This is a genomic window from Streptococcus uberis, from assembly GCF_900475595.1.
GTDB lineage: Bacteria > Bacillota > Bacilli > Lactobacillales > Streptococcaceae > Streptococcus > Streptococcus uberis.
In genome coordinates this window covers 1,755,875-1,771,497 of the sequence record NZ_LS483397.1, presented here as the reverse complement: position 1 = coordinate 1,771,497, position 15,623 = coordinate 1,755,875, and the positions used below count along the sequence as shown (strand labels likewise).

19 protein-coding genes are annotated in these 15,623 nt (G+C 35.3%); 17 read left to right on the top strand and 2 right to left on the bottom strand.

The features are described from left to right. Nucleotides 1–108: 108 nt before the first annotated feature. The 14 genes from DQM95_RS09095 (at nucleotide 109) to DQM95_RS09030 (ending at nucleotide 12,220) form a co-directional block, all read left to right on the top strand. Nucleotides 109–963, top strand: a complete 855-nt coding sequence (locus tag DQM95_RS09095; protein ID WP_037592597.1) for an ABC transporter ATP-binding protein — start codon at nucleotides 109–111, stop codon at nucleotides 961–963. Continuing rightward, nucleotides 960–1,805, top strand: coding sequence for an ABC transporter permease (locus tag DQM95_RS09090; protein WP_037592598.1), 846 nt, complete (start codon nucleotides 960–962; stop codon nucleotides 1,803–1,805). The genes DQM95_RS09095 and DQM95_RS09090 overlap by 4 nt, the downstream gene beginning before the upstream one ends. A 105-nt stretch (nucleotides 1,806–1,910) precedes the next feature. Beyond that, nucleotides 1,911–2,360 (top strand): LytTR family DNA-binding domain-containing protein, encoded by a 450-nt coding sequence (locus tag DQM95_RS09085; protein WP_037592599.1) that lies wholly within the window; start codon nucleotides 1,911–1,913, stop codon nucleotides 2,358–2,360. 10 nt (nucleotides 2,361–2,370) lie between these two features. After that, nucleotides 2,371–2,775 (top strand): DUF3021 domain-containing protein, encoded by a 405-nt coding sequence (locus DQM95_RS09080; RefSeq protein WP_015911958.1) that lies wholly within the window; start codon nucleotides 2,371–2,373, stop codon nucleotides 2,773–2,775. A gap of 399 nt (nucleotides 2,776–3,174) precedes the next feature. Beyond that, nucleotides 3,175–3,813, top strand: coding sequence for a hypothetical protein (locus DQM95_RS09075; RefSeq protein WP_037592600.1), 639 nt, complete (start codon nucleotides 3,175–3,177; stop codon nucleotides 3,811–3,813). A gap of 885 nt (nucleotides 3,814–4,698) precedes the next feature. Further along, complete coding sequence (rpmH, locus tag DQM95_RS09070; protein WP_000831903.1) at nucleotides 4,699–4,833, top strand: 50S ribosomal protein L34; 135 nt, start codon at nucleotides 4,699–4,701, stop codon at nucleotides 4,831–4,833. A gap of 205 nt (nucleotides 4,834–5,038) precedes the next feature. Continuing rightward, nucleotides 5,039–5,743, top strand: coding sequence for an N-acetylmannosamine-6-phosphate 2-epimerase (locus DQM95_RS09065; RefSeq protein ID WP_015911956.1), 705 nt, complete (start codon nucleotides 5,039–5,041; stop codon nucleotides 5,741–5,743). 15 nt (nucleotides 5,744–5,758) lie between these two features. Continuing rightward, on the top strand, nucleotides 5,759–6,652 hold the full coding sequence (locus DQM95_RS09060) for a carbohydrate ABC transporter permease (RefSeq protein WP_037592602.1): 894 nt from the start codon (nucleotides 5,759–5,761) through the stop codon (nucleotides 6,650–6,652). Nucleotides 6,653–6,660: 8 nt separating this feature from the next. Further along, nucleotides 6,661–7,497, top strand: coding sequence for a carbohydrate ABC transporter permease (locus DQM95_RS09055; RefSeq protein WP_015911954.1), 837 nt, complete (start codon nucleotides 6,661–6,663; stop codon nucleotides 7,495–7,497). Between the two features lie 46 nt (nucleotides 7,498–7,543). Continuing rightward, complete coding sequence (locus tag DQM95_RS09050) at nucleotides 7,544–8,899, top strand: ABC transporter substrate-binding protein (protein WP_037592605.1); 1,356 nt, start codon at nucleotides 7,544–7,546, stop codon at nucleotides 8,897–8,899. 21 nt (nucleotides 8,900–8,920) lie between these two features. Next, nucleotides 8,921–9,406, top strand: coding sequence for a YhcH/YjgK/YiaL family protein (locus DQM95_RS09045; protein WP_015911952.1), 486 nt, complete (start codon nucleotides 8,921–8,923; stop codon nucleotides 9,404–9,406). Between the two features lie 2 nt (nucleotides 9,407–9,408). Next, complete coding sequence (locus DQM95_RS09040) at nucleotides 9,409–10,326, top strand: dihydrodipicolinate synthase family protein (protein WP_015911951.1); 918 nt, start codon at nucleotides 9,409–9,411, stop codon at nucleotides 10,324–10,326. A 17-nt stretch (nucleotides 10,327–10,343) separates the two neighbouring features. Then, on the top strand, nucleotides 10,344–11,243 hold the full coding sequence (locus DQM95_RS09035) for an ROK family protein (RefSeq protein ID WP_015911950.1): 900 nt from the start codon (nucleotides 10,344–10,346) through the stop codon (nucleotides 11,241–11,243). Further along, the gene (locus tag DQM95_RS09030) at nucleotides 11,240–12,220 is read left to right on the top strand and encodes an alpha/beta fold hydrolase (protein ID WP_037592607.1); all 981 of its coding nucleotides are present in this window, start codon (nucleotides 11,240–11,242) and stop codon (nucleotides 12,218–12,220) included. Before DQM95_RS09035 ends, DQM95_RS09030 begins: the two co-directional genes overlap by 4 nt. 18 nt (nucleotides 12,221–12,238) lie before the next feature. Here DQM95_RS09030 and DQM95_RS09025 read toward each other — a convergent pair whose 3' ends face one another. Continuing rightward, nucleotides 12,239–13,051: a MurR/RpiR family transcriptional regulator gene (locus DQM95_RS09025; RefSeq protein ID WP_037592609.1), complete on the bottom strand. Its 813-nt coding sequence runs from the start codon at nucleotides 13,049–13,051 to the stop codon at nucleotides 12,239–12,241. Between the two features lie 128 nt (nucleotides 13,052–13,179). Here DQM95_RS09025 and DQM95_RS10065 point away from each other — a divergent pair, with 128 nt between their 5' ends. The 3 genes from DQM95_RS10065 to rnmV all read left to right on the top strand — a co-directional run bounded on the left by DQM95_RS10065 (nucleotide 13,180) and on the right by rnmV (nucleotide 14,758). After that, nucleotides 13,180–13,335, top strand: a complete 156-nt coding sequence (locus DQM95_RS10065; protein WP_015911947.1) for a hypothetical protein — start codon at nucleotides 13,180–13,182, stop codon at nucleotides 13,333–13,335. A 90-nt stretch (nucleotides 13,336–13,425) separates the two neighbouring features. After that, entirely contained in the window at nucleotides 13,426–14,202 is a 777-nt protein-coding gene (locus DQM95_RS09020) for a TatD family hydrolase (RefSeq protein ID WP_037592611.1), read from the top strand. Next, the gene (gene rnmV / locus DQM95_RS09015) at nucleotides 14,171–14,758 is read left to right on the top strand and encodes a ribonuclease M5 (RefSeq protein WP_015911945.1); all 588 of its coding nucleotides are present in this window, start codon (nucleotides 14,171–14,173) and stop codon (nucleotides 14,756–14,758) included. The genes DQM95_RS09020 and rnmV overlap by 32 nt, the downstream gene beginning before the upstream one ends. A gap of 222 nt (nucleotides 14,759–14,980) precedes the next feature. On the opposite strand, the gene DQM95_RS09010 is transcribed toward rnmV, so the two are convergent. Continuing rightward, the gene (locus DQM95_RS09010; protein WP_145959612.1) at nucleotides 14,981–15,481 is read right to left on the bottom strand and encodes a hypothetical protein; all 501 of its coding nucleotides are present in this window, start codon (nucleotides 15,479–15,481) and stop codon (nucleotides 14,981–14,983) included. Nucleotides 15,482–15,623 lie beyond the last annotated feature (142 nt).

Genomic DNA, 15,623 nt, shown 5'->3' with positions numbered 1-15,623 from the left:
GCTTAAGTATATCATAGAACCGCTAAGGGGCGTGAAATGACCACTTAGCTGATTTTATGTCTATTTACCTTTTGCTTTTGTTATGATTAAGCCATGGAGGATACTGCTATGGTGAGTTTAATTAAATCTGAGGGTTTGAGTAAAGATTATGGTACAAAGCGCGTGCTTGATCAGTTGGATATAGACATTCAAAAAAGTAGTCTGGTTGCCTATTTAGGGACAAATGGTGCAGGAAAAACAACCACTATTAAGATTTTGACGGGGCTGTTAAAGCCTAGTTCAGGTTCAGTTGTGAGAGCATCTGATTTAAAAATAGGAATGGTTTTTCAACAGTCGATTTTAGATGCTGATTTGACAGTTGGTGAAAACTTAAACAATCGTTTAAAAATGTACCGCCATTCAGACCGTGAATGGCTACAAAAAATCATGCGTTTGACGGGTATTGAATCTATCTTAAAGGAAAGATACAAGTCATTATCCGGAGGACAAAAACGAAGAGTTGATATTGCAAGAGCACTGATACATAAACCTCAGCTGCTATTCTTAGATGAGCCGACGACTGGATTAGATATTCAGAGTCGTCAATCAATTTGGAATCTTTTTCGACAGCTGCAAGAACAAGAAGGCTTGACCATTTTTCTAACAACACACTATTTGGAAGAGGCTGAAAATGCTGATATGGTTTACATTATTGATCAGGGTAAGCTCTTAGCTAAAGGGTCCAGTCAGGATCTGATCCATCATTATGCCAAGAATCGTTTAGAAGTCACTGTTATGAAATCAGAAGAGTCTAGTCCTGGTTCGCAGCCGATAGAAGAAATCTTAGAGTTTGAGAATGTATCGCCGCAAGAAGTCATTGCCATTTTAAAGCAATATGAGTTACAGCTGAAGGATTTTGACTATCAAAAAGGCAGTCTTAACGACGCCTTCTTAGCGATTACTGGAAAGGAAATGGAATCATGATTGCTACAATAGAAAGACATTTAAGCTTATATTTTAAACAAAAGGCTAGTATTTTCTTTTCCCTTCTAGGGGCACTTATCGCCTTTTTCCTTTACATTATTTTTTTACAAAAAAATCTAGTCTTGTCATGGGAAAAAAGTTTTACCGATCCTAAACCCTATTTGGATTTTTGGATTATGGGGGGCGTTCTAGCGGTAACAGCAATCACGACATCATGGGCTGCTTTATCGAGGATTGTTTCTGATAAAGAGCAGTCTGTTTGGGATGATTTACTCTTGACGGATGTTTCGCCACTCTCATTGACCATAGGCTATTTTTTGAGTGGGACCTTAATATCTTTGATCATGCAGGGACTTGTTTTTGTCATTATGTTTACCTACTTTTCATGGCAAGATCAGCTAGAATGGCAAGTGAATTTTTTACCCGAACTCGCTTTTATTGCCTTACTTGCTTCCTTACAAGCCTCATTATTTGCGACCATTATCTTGCAATTCGTGCATTCGAGTGAGGTTGAAAGTAGACTTTCAACTATTATTGGAACGGCTTCAGGATTTTTAGTCGGTGTCTATATGCCAATTGGCGTTTTACCAGATTTTGCCCAAACTTTGGTTAAATTGACTCCTGCGACCTATATTGCCTCTCTTTATAGGCAAGTTTTGATGAAAGAATTGCTTGTGGATTTAGGAATGGCCAATGCTGACTTTAAAACATTTATGGGAATCGGTCTTAAGTGGGATAAGTTAACAACTATCAGTCAAGATTATCATATTGTTTTCATGACCATTATTGGAATGCTCTTTTTCTTAGTTTTCTTGATTGTCATTAGAAGAGAGAAAGCTTAAGTGTTACCGCTTGTCATTCTTTTTCGACCACTTAGTTCTTTCTGAGGTAAGAGTCGTCAAAATTTTGATAAGATAGAGCTAAGAAAAAAAGTAGAGGAAAGTCTTATGAAATGGCAGTTTAAAGAAAAACAAGGATTAGATGAGATAGAGGTTACCATTGAAAAAAAGGTCTATGACAGTGAAGTGATTTCTTTAATCACTTATTTGGAATCCTATCAACTAACCAAATCAGATATGCTAGCAGTTAAAGAGGCTGATCAGATTCATTTCGTAAAGTTCGATGACATTATTGCTATTGAAGTGGATGGAGATTATTTAGATATTATGACATGTAAATCGCGTTTCAAAACCCGTCAACGGCTCTACAAAATAAAAGAAAAGCTAGCGACAGAACAATTTATACAAGTGTCTAAGCAAAGCATTATTAATATCAACCACCTAGAAATGATGGAAGCCTCATTTTCTGGGAATATGCTAGCAATCCTAACCAATAAGATTAAAGTCATTATTAGCAGACGTTATGTCAAAAATTTGGAAAAAGCCTTAGGACTATGAGGGGAATATCATGAAGAAAATAATTAACACTTATATTTATGGCATGGGCATTGGTGGGATTCTCTACATTATCAGTTTGGCTCTTAGCAATGTCCAAACACAAACCTTCTCAAATATTGCTTCTTGCCTCTTCTTTAGTGGGCTTATGGGACTGGTTTCTTTAATTTATGATTGGGAAAAAATACCTTTTATCTTACAAAATCTCCTTCATTTCCTTGGCATCTTGCTCTTGGTGTATGCCATCAACTATTATAATGGATGGATAAACCCAGACTATTTTGTGCCTTTCTTTATCAGATTTCTAATCATCTATCTCATTGTTTGGCTCTGTATCTATCTCTTGAATTATCAAACCAGCAAAGAAATCAACAAAAAATTACAGGAAAGACGACAAGGAAAAAGACGTAACCAATAAGATTTTTAGAGAGCAATTCGATAAAAGGGGTGTTTTTCTAAAAAAGGTCATCTTTAAAAAAATTGAAGGTTACTGTTCGCTAAATAGCAATTAATAAAATATCTTGTTAAAAATCCAATTGATCGAATGTATGTGATATATATGAAAACAAAAGAAATCACGTTTTTAGTTTACCGTTAATAACCCTAACATTTCCATTTTAAAAAAAATTACAAAACAATAAAAACCTAATTTATTATAATATCATAAAAATAGAACTGAAAAATCTCCTTTTTTTGATAAAATTATTTTAGCAATAGCAATTTAGGTTAGAAAGGATTAAATACGGGAATTATATTATCTAAAATATGCTATGCGGACATATTGGCGAATATATTTTAAAGTTAGGAGGAGTTTGATATGAAAAAAATACAAAAGATTTTTATTGCTTTATCCACAATGATTTTATTATTATCAAATATATTTTCAACAATTATTTATGCAAATGAGTTACACAAAAACATAGAGCAAAACAAAGAAAATATATTGGCAAATGAAAATATTTCTAGATTATCTTCTGAAGTAACTACAATTTATAGAGAATTAATCCAATATGATCAATTAACTAATAAATTTTATGTTAATGAGACTGAAACTGAACAATATTATAATTACGATAATGAGAGTGTCAAAGGTGTCTATCTAATGAAGGATAGTCTAAATGATGAAGTCACAAATGGTTCAACAAACATTTCGGAATTGGTAAATAAGAAAATTTATGAAATCGAATATGTTTTAAAAGGAAATGACATAAATATATTGATTTCAAAAAATAATCGTTTTAAAAGAGCTGATTTTTCGTGGATTCAAAGGTGTATACAAGAAGCTTGGGGGTCAACAATTAGTTTAGTGACACTAAAGGGAATAGTGAATCTATTTAAAGCAGGAAAATTTGAAGCAGCAGCAGCAAAATTAGCTTCCTCAACAGCAGGAAGAATTGCAGGGGTGGCAGCGTTATTTGCGTTTTTAGCTACTTGCGGAGCCACTACTGTTTCTTAGATATATTCAATTATGTTTAAAAAACTTACTTAGTCATAGGACAGAAAAACACTTTAAACTTCAGTTTAAAGTGTTTTACTTATTAATTTTAAAGTTTCTAATTTTTATAATCTTTTCCTTGGTTTACATCGCTCTAATTTTCATCGACTTAAAATCTTTTGAACAAAATATAATTAATTTTTCGTTGGACATGAGTTTTAATATGATTAATCAATAATCCTAATTCATATCTGATTCTAGGAGCAAAACTGATAAAAGAAAAACATTCCTGAAAAATCCCATTAAAATTGATTCCTTCGGGAATATTTTATTATGGTAACATGCCTATTAACCAGTAACACATTAGATTGTTTAATTTGTTATATTTTGTTCCTTGTTATAAAGGATAATTCAATTCAGTAATGATAAGCCTGGTTATTTACTTTAATCTCTTTATATTAGCATAAGTATCGAGAATTTCATAACAGATCAGGAGAATACTCAATAAGAAAAAGATATATTTATAGTTTAAATCGTGAAATATGAATCCGACAAGAATAAAAATGTAAACATAAAGTCTAGTAAGAATAAAAAATTGGTTTTCTTTCTTCATATCAATACCCTTGTTTTATTTAATGAATTTATAATTCATATACCACAATTATATAATATAAAATTTATTTTTTCAACAATATAGGAAATTTAAATGAGGAGAACCATCTTTTACAAGTAAGTTAATTAATGGAAATTGTGATTATCTTCCTATATAAAATTTCAGACACATACTGAAAGAAAATATATCTTGACAAGGCAGTCAATATATAATAGAATATTATGGTATGTTTAGTAACTGATATCACAATAGCCGGCTAAACGAATACGAAAATCTATGAGGAGGTATTCATTGTGAAACGTACTTATCAACCAAGTAAAATCCGTCGTCAACGTAAACACGGATTCCGTCACCGTATGTCAACAAAAAACGGACGTCGCGTGCTAGCTAGCCGTCGTCGTAAAGGACGTAAAGTATTATCTGCATAATTGCGAATACAAAATAAAATCAAACCAAGAGTGCTCGAGGCTCTTGGTTTTTTTGTGCTCTGAAAATAGTTTCAGAATTTGAGAAAAAAGACCTGATTTTGAAAGTATTATCTAAAGGCCTATAAACTATTGAAAACGCTTTATTTATTGTTATAATGAAAATTGTGAACGTTCTCTTTAATACATTACCCAAAGGAGCAATCAAATGCCTGATAGAATCAGCAAAGAAACTTTTTTAACAAACATTAAAGATGGCATAATTGTCTCTTGTCAAGCCTTGCCAGGGGAGCCATTATATTCTCCTGAAGGTGGCGTTATGCCTTTGATGGCAAAAGCTGCTGAAGAGGCAGGAGCAGTTGGTATTCGAGCAAATTCTGTTCGTGATATCAAAGAAATTCAAGCGGTGACTGATTTGCCTATTATTGGTATCATCAAAAAGGATTATCCACCTCAGGAGCCTTTTATTACAGCTACAATGGCTGAAGTTGATCAACTGGCAGAACTAGGCATTGCTGTTATAGCATTAGACTGCACAAAACGTCAACGTTATGATGGTCGACCAATAGAGGATTTTATTAGAGAAATCAAAAGGAAATATCCGAATCAGCTCTTTATGGCAGACATTAGTACGTTTGAAGAGGGGCTTAAAGCTTTTGAAGCAGGAATTGATTTTGTAGGAACCACCCTCTCTGGCTATACTTCCTATAGCCGTCAACAAGAGGGGCCAGATATGACTTTAATAGCGGAGCTTTGCCAAGAAGGTATACCAGTTATCGCAGAAGGAAGGATTCATACTCCAGAACAAGCGCGCCAAATCAATGAATTGGGTGTTGCGGGTATCGTCATTGGTGGTGCTATAACAAGACCAAAGGAAATAGCTGCGAGATTTATAAAGGCTTTGAAAGACTAAGGATATGTGAGGTGAATGGCTTTGAGCTTAGAAAAAAATAGGATACGAAAGAACACGAGTCAAACGGCAGGCTATCTATTTATAGCTCCACAAATGCTCTTAATGCTTATTTTTATTGTCTATCCGGTCATTAAAGGATTCAAGATGAGCCTCTATAAGGTTTACGGCATGGATTCTTACTTTGTAGGGCTAGATAATTTTAAAGCATTATTTGAAGATGCGGTTTTTGTCAAATCAATTCTGAATACGGTCTTTTTTGTAGTCGCCATTGTGTTATTAACCATTATATTCGCTCTTTTTGTCTCAACGACCGTTTATGATAAAAATGCAAGATACGTCTCTTTTATCAGGGGTTCATACTATCTTCCTGTTATGGTTTCAATGGTTGTTATGAGTATTGTTTGGAATTTTTTACTAAATCCATCGAATGGTTTGGTCAGTTATGTCTTTCAACAAATGGGAGCCAGTCATGTCAATCTCTTAGGTAATTCTAAAACAGTTATGCCAATTATTGTCTTTGTGACCTTTGTAGGAAATGTGGGACAAGCTATTATTCTTTATTTAGCGACCATGATTGGGATTTCACCGGATTATTTTGAGGCTGCTCAATTAGACGGGGCAACCAGATGGCAACGTATTCGCCATATTATTATTCCTTTAGTTCGTCCGACAACAGCCTACCTCATTGTCATTAATATTATTGCTGTATTAAAAATATTTGTCGTTATTCAGCTGTTAACAGGTGGTGGTCCAAATAATGCTTCTGTGACAATGATGTATTACCTCTATCAAAATGCATTTGTTTACAATAACACAGGGGCTGCTTCAGCAATTGGTGTTCTGATGTTCATGATTGCACTCATACTGAGTGTGCCACAATTAAGAAGCTTTATAAAAACAGATCGATAGGAGAAGATATGCTTGAAAAACTAAAAAAGATGGAAAAATTTGATCTCATCACAAATGTTATAGTCTTAGTTTTGGCCTTATTTTTCCTATTTCCATTATTTTGGTTAGTGACTAATACCTTTAAAACCTCAGCAGAAATTTACAAAATGCCACCCGATATTCTCCCTCAAAAATGGTACATGGGAAATTTGGGGGAACTATTTGCCGGGCAACCAACACTAAAATGGGTCCTGAATAGTTTTATCGTTTCTTTTTTAACAGCTTTATTGAGTGTCTTCATTTCAGCTTTAGCAGCCTATGGCTTTTCAAAATTATCATTTAAAGGTAGAACAGTTCTCTTTTTAACCGTTATTGCCTCTATCATGATACCTAAAGAAACTTTCATTGTGCCATTATTTGATATTATTGAAAATTTGAATTGGATTGATACCTACCAATCCATGATCATTCCCAATCTAGCAACAGGTTTTGGAACATTTATGCTTTATTCTTATTTTAAAGTTATTCCAGAATCTATCCGTGAATCCGCGAAGATTGATGGTGCTAGTGAATGGACGGTTTTTTCAAAGCTCATGTTACCAATTGTAAAACCTGGTATAGGAGCTCTATTTATTCTAAACTTTGTAACTGCTTGGAATGATTATTTGTGGCAGTTATTGATGGCAAGAAGTAAAGAAATGAAAACACTAACCATTGGGGTGGCTAGCTTACAGCAAGATATCAATCCCAATATTGGTTTAAAAGTAGCAGGTGCGGCTATTGCTGCCTTGCCAATGATCATTATCTTCTTTATGTTCCAACGATTCTTTGTAAAAGGCGCTACAAATGGTGCCATCAAAGAATAAGTCACTTTGTCTACTTTAAAATTATATAGTTGAAAGGAATGTCAAAATGTCAAAAAAAATCTTAAAATTAGCTACACTAGCTATCTTGCCCTTTGTAGGACTTACAGCATGTTCTTCCAAAAAAGAATCAGCTAAAAGTGATAAAAATCAAAATCAAATTGAAGTATGGTTAACACCACAATGGAAAGGAACATACAGCGGGACAGAGGAAGGAGCTGATTATGATTCTTTCTTTAAAACGGCAGCAAGCATGTATGAAAAGGAACATCCAGGGAAAAAAATTAGTGTTCAGGTTATCCCAGGCGAGGAAAGAGATAGCAAGTTAAGTGTTGCCACACAAACGAAAACTCTTCCAGATGTTTTCTTCGAATCTACTTTTGCTATTAGCAATTACGCGCATCAAGGTCTGTTAGCGCCTTTAGATAATATTATTGACTCAAAAAGCAAATCAGATATTTCTTCATCTGTTTGGAAGAATGTTTCTATTAACAAAAAAACCTATTTTTACCCATTTGCGCAAAATCCAGGCATGCTAGTCTATAATGCTGAAATGTTTGAAAAAGCGGGTCTTCAAAAGTATATTGCTGATAAAGAAAAAATTGCAGATTGGACAGTAGATGATTTTAAAACGATTTTAACCGGCTTAAAAGCTAGCAATGAGAACGTTTCTCCGCTTGGATTTTATGCTAAAAATAATCAGGCTGATACCTGGACGATGATGTACCTTAGAATGTTTGGCTCATCTTTCTTTGGTAAAGATGGAAAATTAACTGTTAATGATAAAAAAGGTGTCGAAGCACTAGATTTTATTAAAGAGCTTAATGATAAAAAAATGATTACCTCAGGAGCAGAATCATTGACAAGTAATGATGTTAATGCCATGTTCCAAAATCAACAAGTAGCTATTAGTTTTACCAATTCCGTTCTTTATAAAGGCATGCAAGATAGCATGAATAATGGAACTTTAACTAAATTTGATGCCCGTTTAGCAAATGTTCCAAATGTAGAAGATCCAAAATCATTCACCTATGTTTTAGGTTCTGCTGTATTTAATACTAACGGTGACAAACGTATGAAATTGGCTAAGGATTTTGTGAAATATTATTCTGAAAACGAAGAATTAATCAAAGCTAGTATGAACTTCGTGCCAGTACGTAAATCATTGGTTGACAAAGAAAAAGCAAACAATCCATTGCTTGAAACCTATATCAATAATGATAAACATGTGATTAACTTTTCAAATAATACTCCGGGTTATGTTGAAATCAGAAATGCTTTATTCCCAGAAATTCAAGCAGCTTTAACAGGGGAAAAATCTTCTAAAGATGCCTTAGATGCATTTGTTAAAAATGGAAATAAAGCAATTGAAGAAGGTCAAAAACATTCCAAAGCACTTAAATAAACACTTCAAAAAGGAGATAACATGATTTTTGATGCAATCAGCCAACTGTCAAACTATCGCTATTTACATCCAAGACTTGCTGAGGCTATTGATTATATTTTGAACAATGACCTTCAAAGTCTACCTTTTGGTCAAAGTGTTATCAAGGATCAAGAGCTCTTTTTGAATTATACTAACAGCGTTTTTGAAGAAAAAAGTTCGAGTACTTACGAATACCATAAAGAATATGCTGATATTCATATCATTTTGGAGGGCTCGGAAAAGATTTTTTATGGTGATGAAAAGGGAAATGATATCAAACCATATGATAGTGACAATGATTTTGCCTTGGCTCAATCCCAAGTCATTGCAGAACTTCTCTTGAGACCAGGGTATTTCATTGTCTTTTTCCCTGAAGAAAAACATCAACCTGGCGGACAAGTGCTAAAAGATGAACAGGTTAAAAAAGTTGTCTTCAAAGTTCGGATGACTGACGATAAAGAAACAAATGAGAATAGGAAGAGATAATCATGACACATTTAGACAAATATAAAGGCATTATCCCAGCATTTTATGCTTGCTACGATGAGAAGGGAGAAATTAGCCCTGAAAGAGTACAGGCCTTGACACATTATTATATGGATAAAGGCGTTCAAGGTTTATACTTAAACGGCTCTTCAGGAGAATGTATTTATCAAAGTGTGGCGGATCGCATCTTAGTCCTAGAAAATGTGATGTCGGTAGCTAAAGGAAAGTTAACCATCATAAACCATGTGGCTTGTAACAATACTAAAGATAGTATTCTTCTAGCCCAACACTCAGAGGAAATGGGTGTAGATGCCATAGCAGCTATTCCGCCAATTTATTTTCGACTCCCTGATTACGCAGTAGCCGACTATTGGCAGACCATTTCAGCTTCTGCGCCAGATACTGATTTCATTATTTACAATATTCCTCAATTAGCTGGAACTGAACTCAATGCAAGTTTGTATCAGGAAATGCTCAAAAACGAACGAGTTATTGGTGTTAAAAATTCTTCCATGCCAGTACAAGATATTCAACAATTTTGTTCTATTGGAGGAGAAAATCATATTGTCTTTAATGGCCCTGATGAACAGTTTTTAGCAGGTCGCCTAATGGGAGCTGAGGCTGGAATTGGTGGAACATACGGAGCCATGCCAGAACTTTTCTTGAAGTTAAATCAACTCATTTCTGAGAAAGATTTGCAAAAAGCTAAACAATTGCAATATGCTATTAACGATATCATTACAGTCTTGGTGTCCGCTCATGGGCATATGTATGCAGTCATAAAAGAAGTTCTTCGTATCAATGACTCCTTAGATATTGGAGGTGTTCGTTCTCCTTTAAGCAATTTGAGAGATGAGGACAAAGCTATTTGTCTTCAAGCGGCGAAACTGATTCAGCAAGCAAAGGAAACATTTTGTTAACGACAGGAGGAAGTGATATGACTTATTATCTCTCTATTGATATTGGTGGAACAGCTATAAAGTATGGTTTATTAACTGAAACTGGTACCTTTATTGAAAAGCATGAAATGGCTACAGAAGCTTATAAAGGTGGACCTGCAATTCTTGAAAAAGTGAAAGACTTGATCAAGCAATATCAGGAAAAAAATCCCCTTTCAGGAGTAGCCATTTCTTCAGCGGGAATGGTTGACCCGGATAAGGGAGAAATTTTTTATTCAGGTCCCCAAATTCCCAATTATGCTGGAACATCCTTTAAAAGTGAGATTGAAGATTGTTTTCACATTCCTTGTGAAATTGAAAATGATGTTAATTGCGCTGGTTTAGCGGAAGCAATTTCTGGAAATGCAAAAGATAGTAAAGTGGCTTTATGTTTGACAATTGGTACAGGGATAGGAGGATGCTTGCTACTCGATAATCACATTTTCTCTGGTGTTGGCAATTCGGCCTGTGAAGTCGGTTATATGCATCTTGGAAAAGGTTCTTTCCAAGATTTGGCTTCTACAACGGCCTTAATAAAAGATGTGGCCAAAAGAAAAAATGAGTCTGAAGAAAGTTGGAATGGACGACGTATTTTTGAAGAGGCTAAAAAAGGAGATCAGCACTGTATTGCGGCAATCCAGCAAACGGTAGATTTTCTTGGTCAAGGGCTTGCTAATATGGCTTATGTCACTAATCCAGATCTTATTGTTTTAGGTGGAGGCATTATGGCTCAAGAGGATTACCTAGCACCATTGATAAAAAAAGCTCTTAAAAAGTATCTTGTTTCAAGTCTATTCGAGGTTTTAGACGTACGTTTTGCTCAACATAAGAATGATGCTGGTATGCTAGGGGCCTATTACCATTTTTGTCAAAAACAAAAGGAGAGAACTTTGGCATGATTGAAACGTTAGCAAAAAAAGACTTACAGGCATACAGGGGGAAAAGGGAAGTTCCAGAAGACTTTAACGATTTTTGGAATTCCAATCTTCAAAAGATTAAAGAGTCTATTCCTTATCAATTGAAAGAAAAAGATTTTGGCTTATCTTTTGTCAAATGTTTTGAACTGACATTTGAAGCTAGTGGAAAAGGTAGAGTTTATGCAAAATGCCTATTTCCTAATGTCAATGAACCTGTTCCAGTCATTTTTGTCTTTCATGGCTACCAAGGACAAAGTCCAGATTGGACAGAAAATCTCAAATATATTGCAGCGGGTTATGCTGTCGTATGCATGGATGTTCCTGGCCAAGCAGGTCACTCAGTCGATTCTGGTCAATATAAAGGGATTACCGTCAAAGGTCAGGTCATTAGGGGAGTTAGTGAAGGACGAGAACACTTATTCTATAAACATGTTTATTTGGACATTTACCGTCTGATATCAATTGTTTCTTCTTTATCAATGGTTGATGAAGATATGCTTTATAGTTTAGGAGCTTCACAAGGTGGTGCCCTTGCTTTAGTAGCGGCAGCCCTTCATCCCTCGATCAAAAAGACAGTAACCGTTTATCCTTTTCTATCTGACTTTGAAAGGGTTCTTGAACTTGGTAATCATTCAGAAGCTTATGATGAATTATTTAGATATTTTAAATTTACAGATCCGTTTCACCTAACGGAGGAAAAAATCTTTCAGATCTTATCCTATATTGATGTCAAAAATATGGCACAACGGATTAAAAATCCCGTGTTAATGGTAACTGGAATGGATGATGATGTTTGTCCTCCGTCAACGCAATACGCAATATTTAACAGATTAGAAGGCCAAAAACATCATTATGTTTTACCTGAGTACGGTCATGAGGCCTTAAATGTTGGTGTCAATGATTTGATTTATGATTTCTTAATTGGTTCTACAATCATGTCATCCGAAAAAGAATCCTAATGCCTTAGGATTCTTTTCTTAATTTATAATCGTATCTTTAAAAATTTCTTCTTTTTTCGCTTTGTCAATAGCTAAGACATAGGCGTAAATGATATCCATCATGATGAGCAGGGGGAATTGTGGCGAAATGCGGTTTCCGTAATTGAGTTTATGGGTAGAAGCCACTTTGATGACTTCGATTTCTTTGGGGAAAGCAGGTTTAGGATGTGTTGTGAGTAAAATACTTGGAGCTCCCTTTTGACTAGCTTTCTCTAGGGCCGAGATAACAGATTGCGTTTTACCTGAAAGTGAAAAAGCGATAACCAGACATTTTTCATTGACTAAACTATTGGCCCATGTAAATCCGTCGGTGTCAGAATAAGCATCGCAGATGAGACCAAGTCTCATAAAACGAAGTTTCATTTCTTGAGCAACCAATGCAGAGCTTCCTTTGCCATAGAAATAGATACGTTCCGATTGATCAATTTTTTGAGCTAATGCTTGCAACTTAGCCTCATCAACGAGATCGTATGTTTTATCAATCAGGGAATCGTAATCAAATAAAACCCGTTTTGTCCGTTCTAAGGTAAAGTTTTGACCATTTGACTCATTTTTTTGTACACTTTTACTGTACTCAAAGGAAAAGGCACGGTAACCTGAAAAGCCACATTTTTTAGCAAAGCGTGTTAAAGCGGCGTTTGAAATATGTAGACGTGAGATGATTTTGGCAGATGCTAAATCATCATCTTTCAAATCTGATTCGATAAAAAAACGCGCAATTTCTTTTTCTAAAGGTGTCATTTGTTCAATGGCTTCCTCAATTTTGCTCATGAAATGATGTTTATGTCGCATAATTTTTTCCTCCTGTAAGCCCTATCAATCAGTATAGCATATTGTTAAGGAGATGATAAGTTTATACTTGTAACAGATGGAGGAGGAGGGAGGGGAACTGGCATAATGAGGCAATTAGGATTGTCATTATGATTTCTGTTAGTAAAGACGATTTGAAAAATGCGGAATTTAAAAAACTCTTTTCAGTCATTCGTTATGTGAGTCAATCCCAAGAACGGATGGATCAGATTTGTCAAAGTCATCATGCCCTAGAGATTTTACACCTCTTATCATTTTTTGAATAAAGGTATCCAATTAAGGATTCCTTTTTATGGTATAATAGGGAGAATTGGAACACTAATGAGTCAATCAAAAGCATGATTAAAGGAAGACAAATGATCCCTATTTTTGACACACATACCCACTTAAATGTAGATAATTTCAAAGGAAAAATAGAAGAAGAACTTGCTCTCTCTAAGGAAATGGGAGTTGGTTACCACAATGTTGTTGGTTTTGATCAAGAAACCATTGATGGAGCTCTGTTCTTAGCTAATAACTATCCTGACATCTATGCCACTATCGGTTGGCATCCAACAGAAGCCGGATCCTATAACCAAGATGTTGAGGAGATGATTGTCTCGCATTTAAAAGACCCTAAAGTGATTGCTTTAGGGGAAATTGGTTTGGATTATCATTGGATGGAGGATCCCAAAGAGGTTCAAATTAAGGTTTTTAAAAGACAGATTCAACTGTCCAAAGCCTATGATTTGCCCTTTGTGGTTCATACACGTGAGGCTCTAGAGGATACTTATGATGTTATCAAAGAAGTTGGTGTAGGGCCACGCGGTGGCATCATGCATTCTTACTCTGGAAGCTTGGCAATGGCCCAAAAATTTGTTGAATTAGGAATGATGATTTCCTTCTCAGGAGTCGTCACCTTCAAAAAAGCACTGGACATTCAGGAAGCAGCGCAGCAATTACCCCTAGAAAAAATCCTGGTAGAAACAGACGCACCTTACTTGGCTCCTGTTCCAAAGCGTGGTCGGGAGAATCGCACTGCTTATACACGGTACGTGGTTGATAAGATTGCGGAATTGCGAGGCATTTCAGTTGAAGAAGTGGCTGCCGCGACAACAGAAAATGCAAAAAGGATATTCAGAATTGACAGATAGAATTAGAATTCATGAGGTTGTGGTCGTAGAAGGTAAAGACGACACGGCTAACTTGCGGCGTTTTTATGATGTTGATACTTACGAGACAAGAGGGTCAGCTATTACGGAAGATGACCTTGAGAGAATACAACGGTTACAAGATTTAAGAGGGGTAATCGTTTTTACCGACCCTGATTATAACGGGGAACGCATCCGTAAGTTGATTATGGCGGCAGTTCCTAAGGCTCAACATGCTTTCCTCAAACGAGATGAAGCCGTACCTAGTTCCAAATCAAAAGGTCGCTCCTTAGGCGTGGAACACGCTTCTTTTGATGATTTACAAAAGGCCTTGAAAAAGGTAACCCGAGTTTACGATGACGATAATCACTTTGATATTACCAGTGCCGATTTGATGCGGCTTGGATTAACCTTAGGAAAAGATAGTCGTCAAAGACGAGAATATTTAGGCGAGGCATTAAGGATTGGCTATTGCAATGGCAAACAATTACTCAAACGCTTAGAATTATTTGGAATCACCTTAGGTCAAGTTGAAGAAGTCATGTCAGAATACCAATGATAACCGTCAAAAAACTCACAAGATAGACTTGTGAGTTTTTTGCTGACTGATTCTCTTATTCCCGAAAAATAATTGCAACTATATTAATGAGTAGAAATAGACCAATAATTTCCAACCATTTTGGTTGAAATGGACCATGTCCTAGATTAGCTAAATAGGTAATAAAAAGGTAAGTGATTGTTAATAGGAAAGCTAATGGTAATATGTGTTTTATCCAGTAAACTAATGACCTGCGCATTGGATACCGTACCAGGACAAGAGAGCAGCTGTAGCTGCAACGTTTCTTTTAATCCCATTCTTAGCTAACCAAGAGACAGCAAATTTAGCAGCCTCTTTCCAAGCCTTTCTCTGTACAAAGCTAACAAATGCACCAACTTTAAACATATCGGCAATATCAGAGACAGCTTTATCTTTCATACAAACCGCGAATGAACCAATGCTTCTTTTTCTACGTTTCGAGAATGTTGGAGATAAATCAGTTGAGTCCATTAGATGAATAAAGGCCTGAATTTCATCAGAGGTATAATTATTTGTTAAATAATCATGATTAAACGTATAGTTATTTCCACTAATAATGATTCCCTTTGTAAATAGTTGCTCAAATTCACTTGCTACGGATTCAATTTCTGTCTGGCTGACGTAATTATCTTCATTAGCATAAACAGTAGATGCCATTGATGATAAGTAGGGAAAAATACTGCATATTGCTATGATACATGTCATTATCTTAAGAAACTTTTTTTTCATTATTAATCCTTTCTATTGGTTATTTGTTTATGATTTTAGCCGACACTTTTAATTTAATTAGATTAATCTTATAAAAGTATAATAAATCATAAAAAAAGATTTGTCAATTCTTTTTTTG

Excerpts from the sequence above, each read along its gene's own strand:
- DQM95_RS09095 (WP_037592597.1), top strand. The coding sequence starts at position 109 with ATGGTGAGTTTAATTAAATCTGAGGGTTTGAGTAAAGATTATGGTACA.
- DQM95_RS09090 (WP_037592598.1), top strand. The coding sequence starts at position 960 with ATGATTGCTACAATAGAAAGACATTTAAGCTTATATTTTAAACAAAAG.
- DQM95_RS09085 (WP_037592599.1), top strand. The coding sequence starts at position 1,911 with ATGAAATGGCAGTTTAAAGAAAAACAAGGATTAGATGAGATAGAGGTT.
- DQM95_RS09080 (WP_015911958.1), top strand. The coding sequence starts at position 2,371 with ATGAAGAAAATAATTAACACTTATATTTATGGCATGGGCATTGGTGGG.
- DQM95_RS09075 (WP_037592600.1), top strand. The coding sequence starts at position 3,175 with ATGAAAAAAATACAAAAGATTTTTATTGCTTTATCCACAATGATTTTA.
- DQM95_RS09065 (WP_015911956.1), top strand. The coding sequence starts at position 5,039 with ATGCCTGATAGAATCAGCAAAGAAACTTTTTTAACAAACATTAAAGAT.
- DQM95_RS09060 (WP_037592602.1), top strand. The coding sequence starts at position 5,759 with ATGGCTTTGAGCTTAGAAAAAAATAGGATACGAAAGAACACGAGTCAA.
- DQM95_RS09055 (WP_015911954.1), top strand. The coding sequence starts at position 6,661 with ATGCTTGAAAAACTAAAAAAGATGGAAAAATTTGATCTCATCACAAAT.
- DQM95_RS09050 (WP_037592605.1), top strand. The coding sequence starts at position 7,544 with ATGTCAAAAAAAATCTTAAAATTAGCTACACTAGCTATCTTGCCCTTT.
- DQM95_RS09045 (WP_015911952.1), top strand. The coding sequence starts at position 8,921 with ATGATTTTTGATGCAATCAGCCAACTGTCAAACTATCGCTATTTACAT.
- DQM95_RS09040 (WP_015911951.1), top strand. The coding sequence starts at position 9,409 with ATGACACATTTAGACAAATATAAAGGCATTATCCCAGCATTTTATGCT.
- DQM95_RS09035 (WP_015911950.1), top strand. The coding sequence starts at position 10,344 with ATGACTTATTATCTCTCTATTGATATTGGTGGAACAGCTATAAAGTAT.
- DQM95_RS09030 (WP_037592607.1), top strand. The coding sequence starts at position 11,240 with ATGATTGAAACGTTAGCAAAAAAAGACTTACAGGCATACAGGGGGAAA.
- DQM95_RS09025 (WP_037592609.1), bottom strand. The coding sequence starts at position 13,051 with ATGCGACATAAACATCATTTCATGAGCAAAATTGAGGAAGCCATTGAA.
- DQM95_RS10065 (WP_015911947.1), top strand. The coding sequence starts at position 13,180 with ATGATTTCTGTTAGTAAAGACGATTTGAAAAATGCGGAATTTAAAAAA.
- DQM95_RS09020 (WP_037592611.1), top strand. The coding sequence starts at position 13,426 with ATGATCCCTATTTTTGACACACATACCCACTTAAATGTAGATAATTTC.
- rnmV (WP_015911945.1), top strand. The coding sequence starts at position 14,171 with ATGCAAAAAGGATATTCAGAATTGACAGATAGAATTAGAATTCATGAG.
- DQM95_RS09010 (WP_145959612.1), bottom strand. The coding sequence starts at position 15,481 with ATGACATGTATCATAGCAATATGCAGTATTTTTCCCTACTTATCATCA.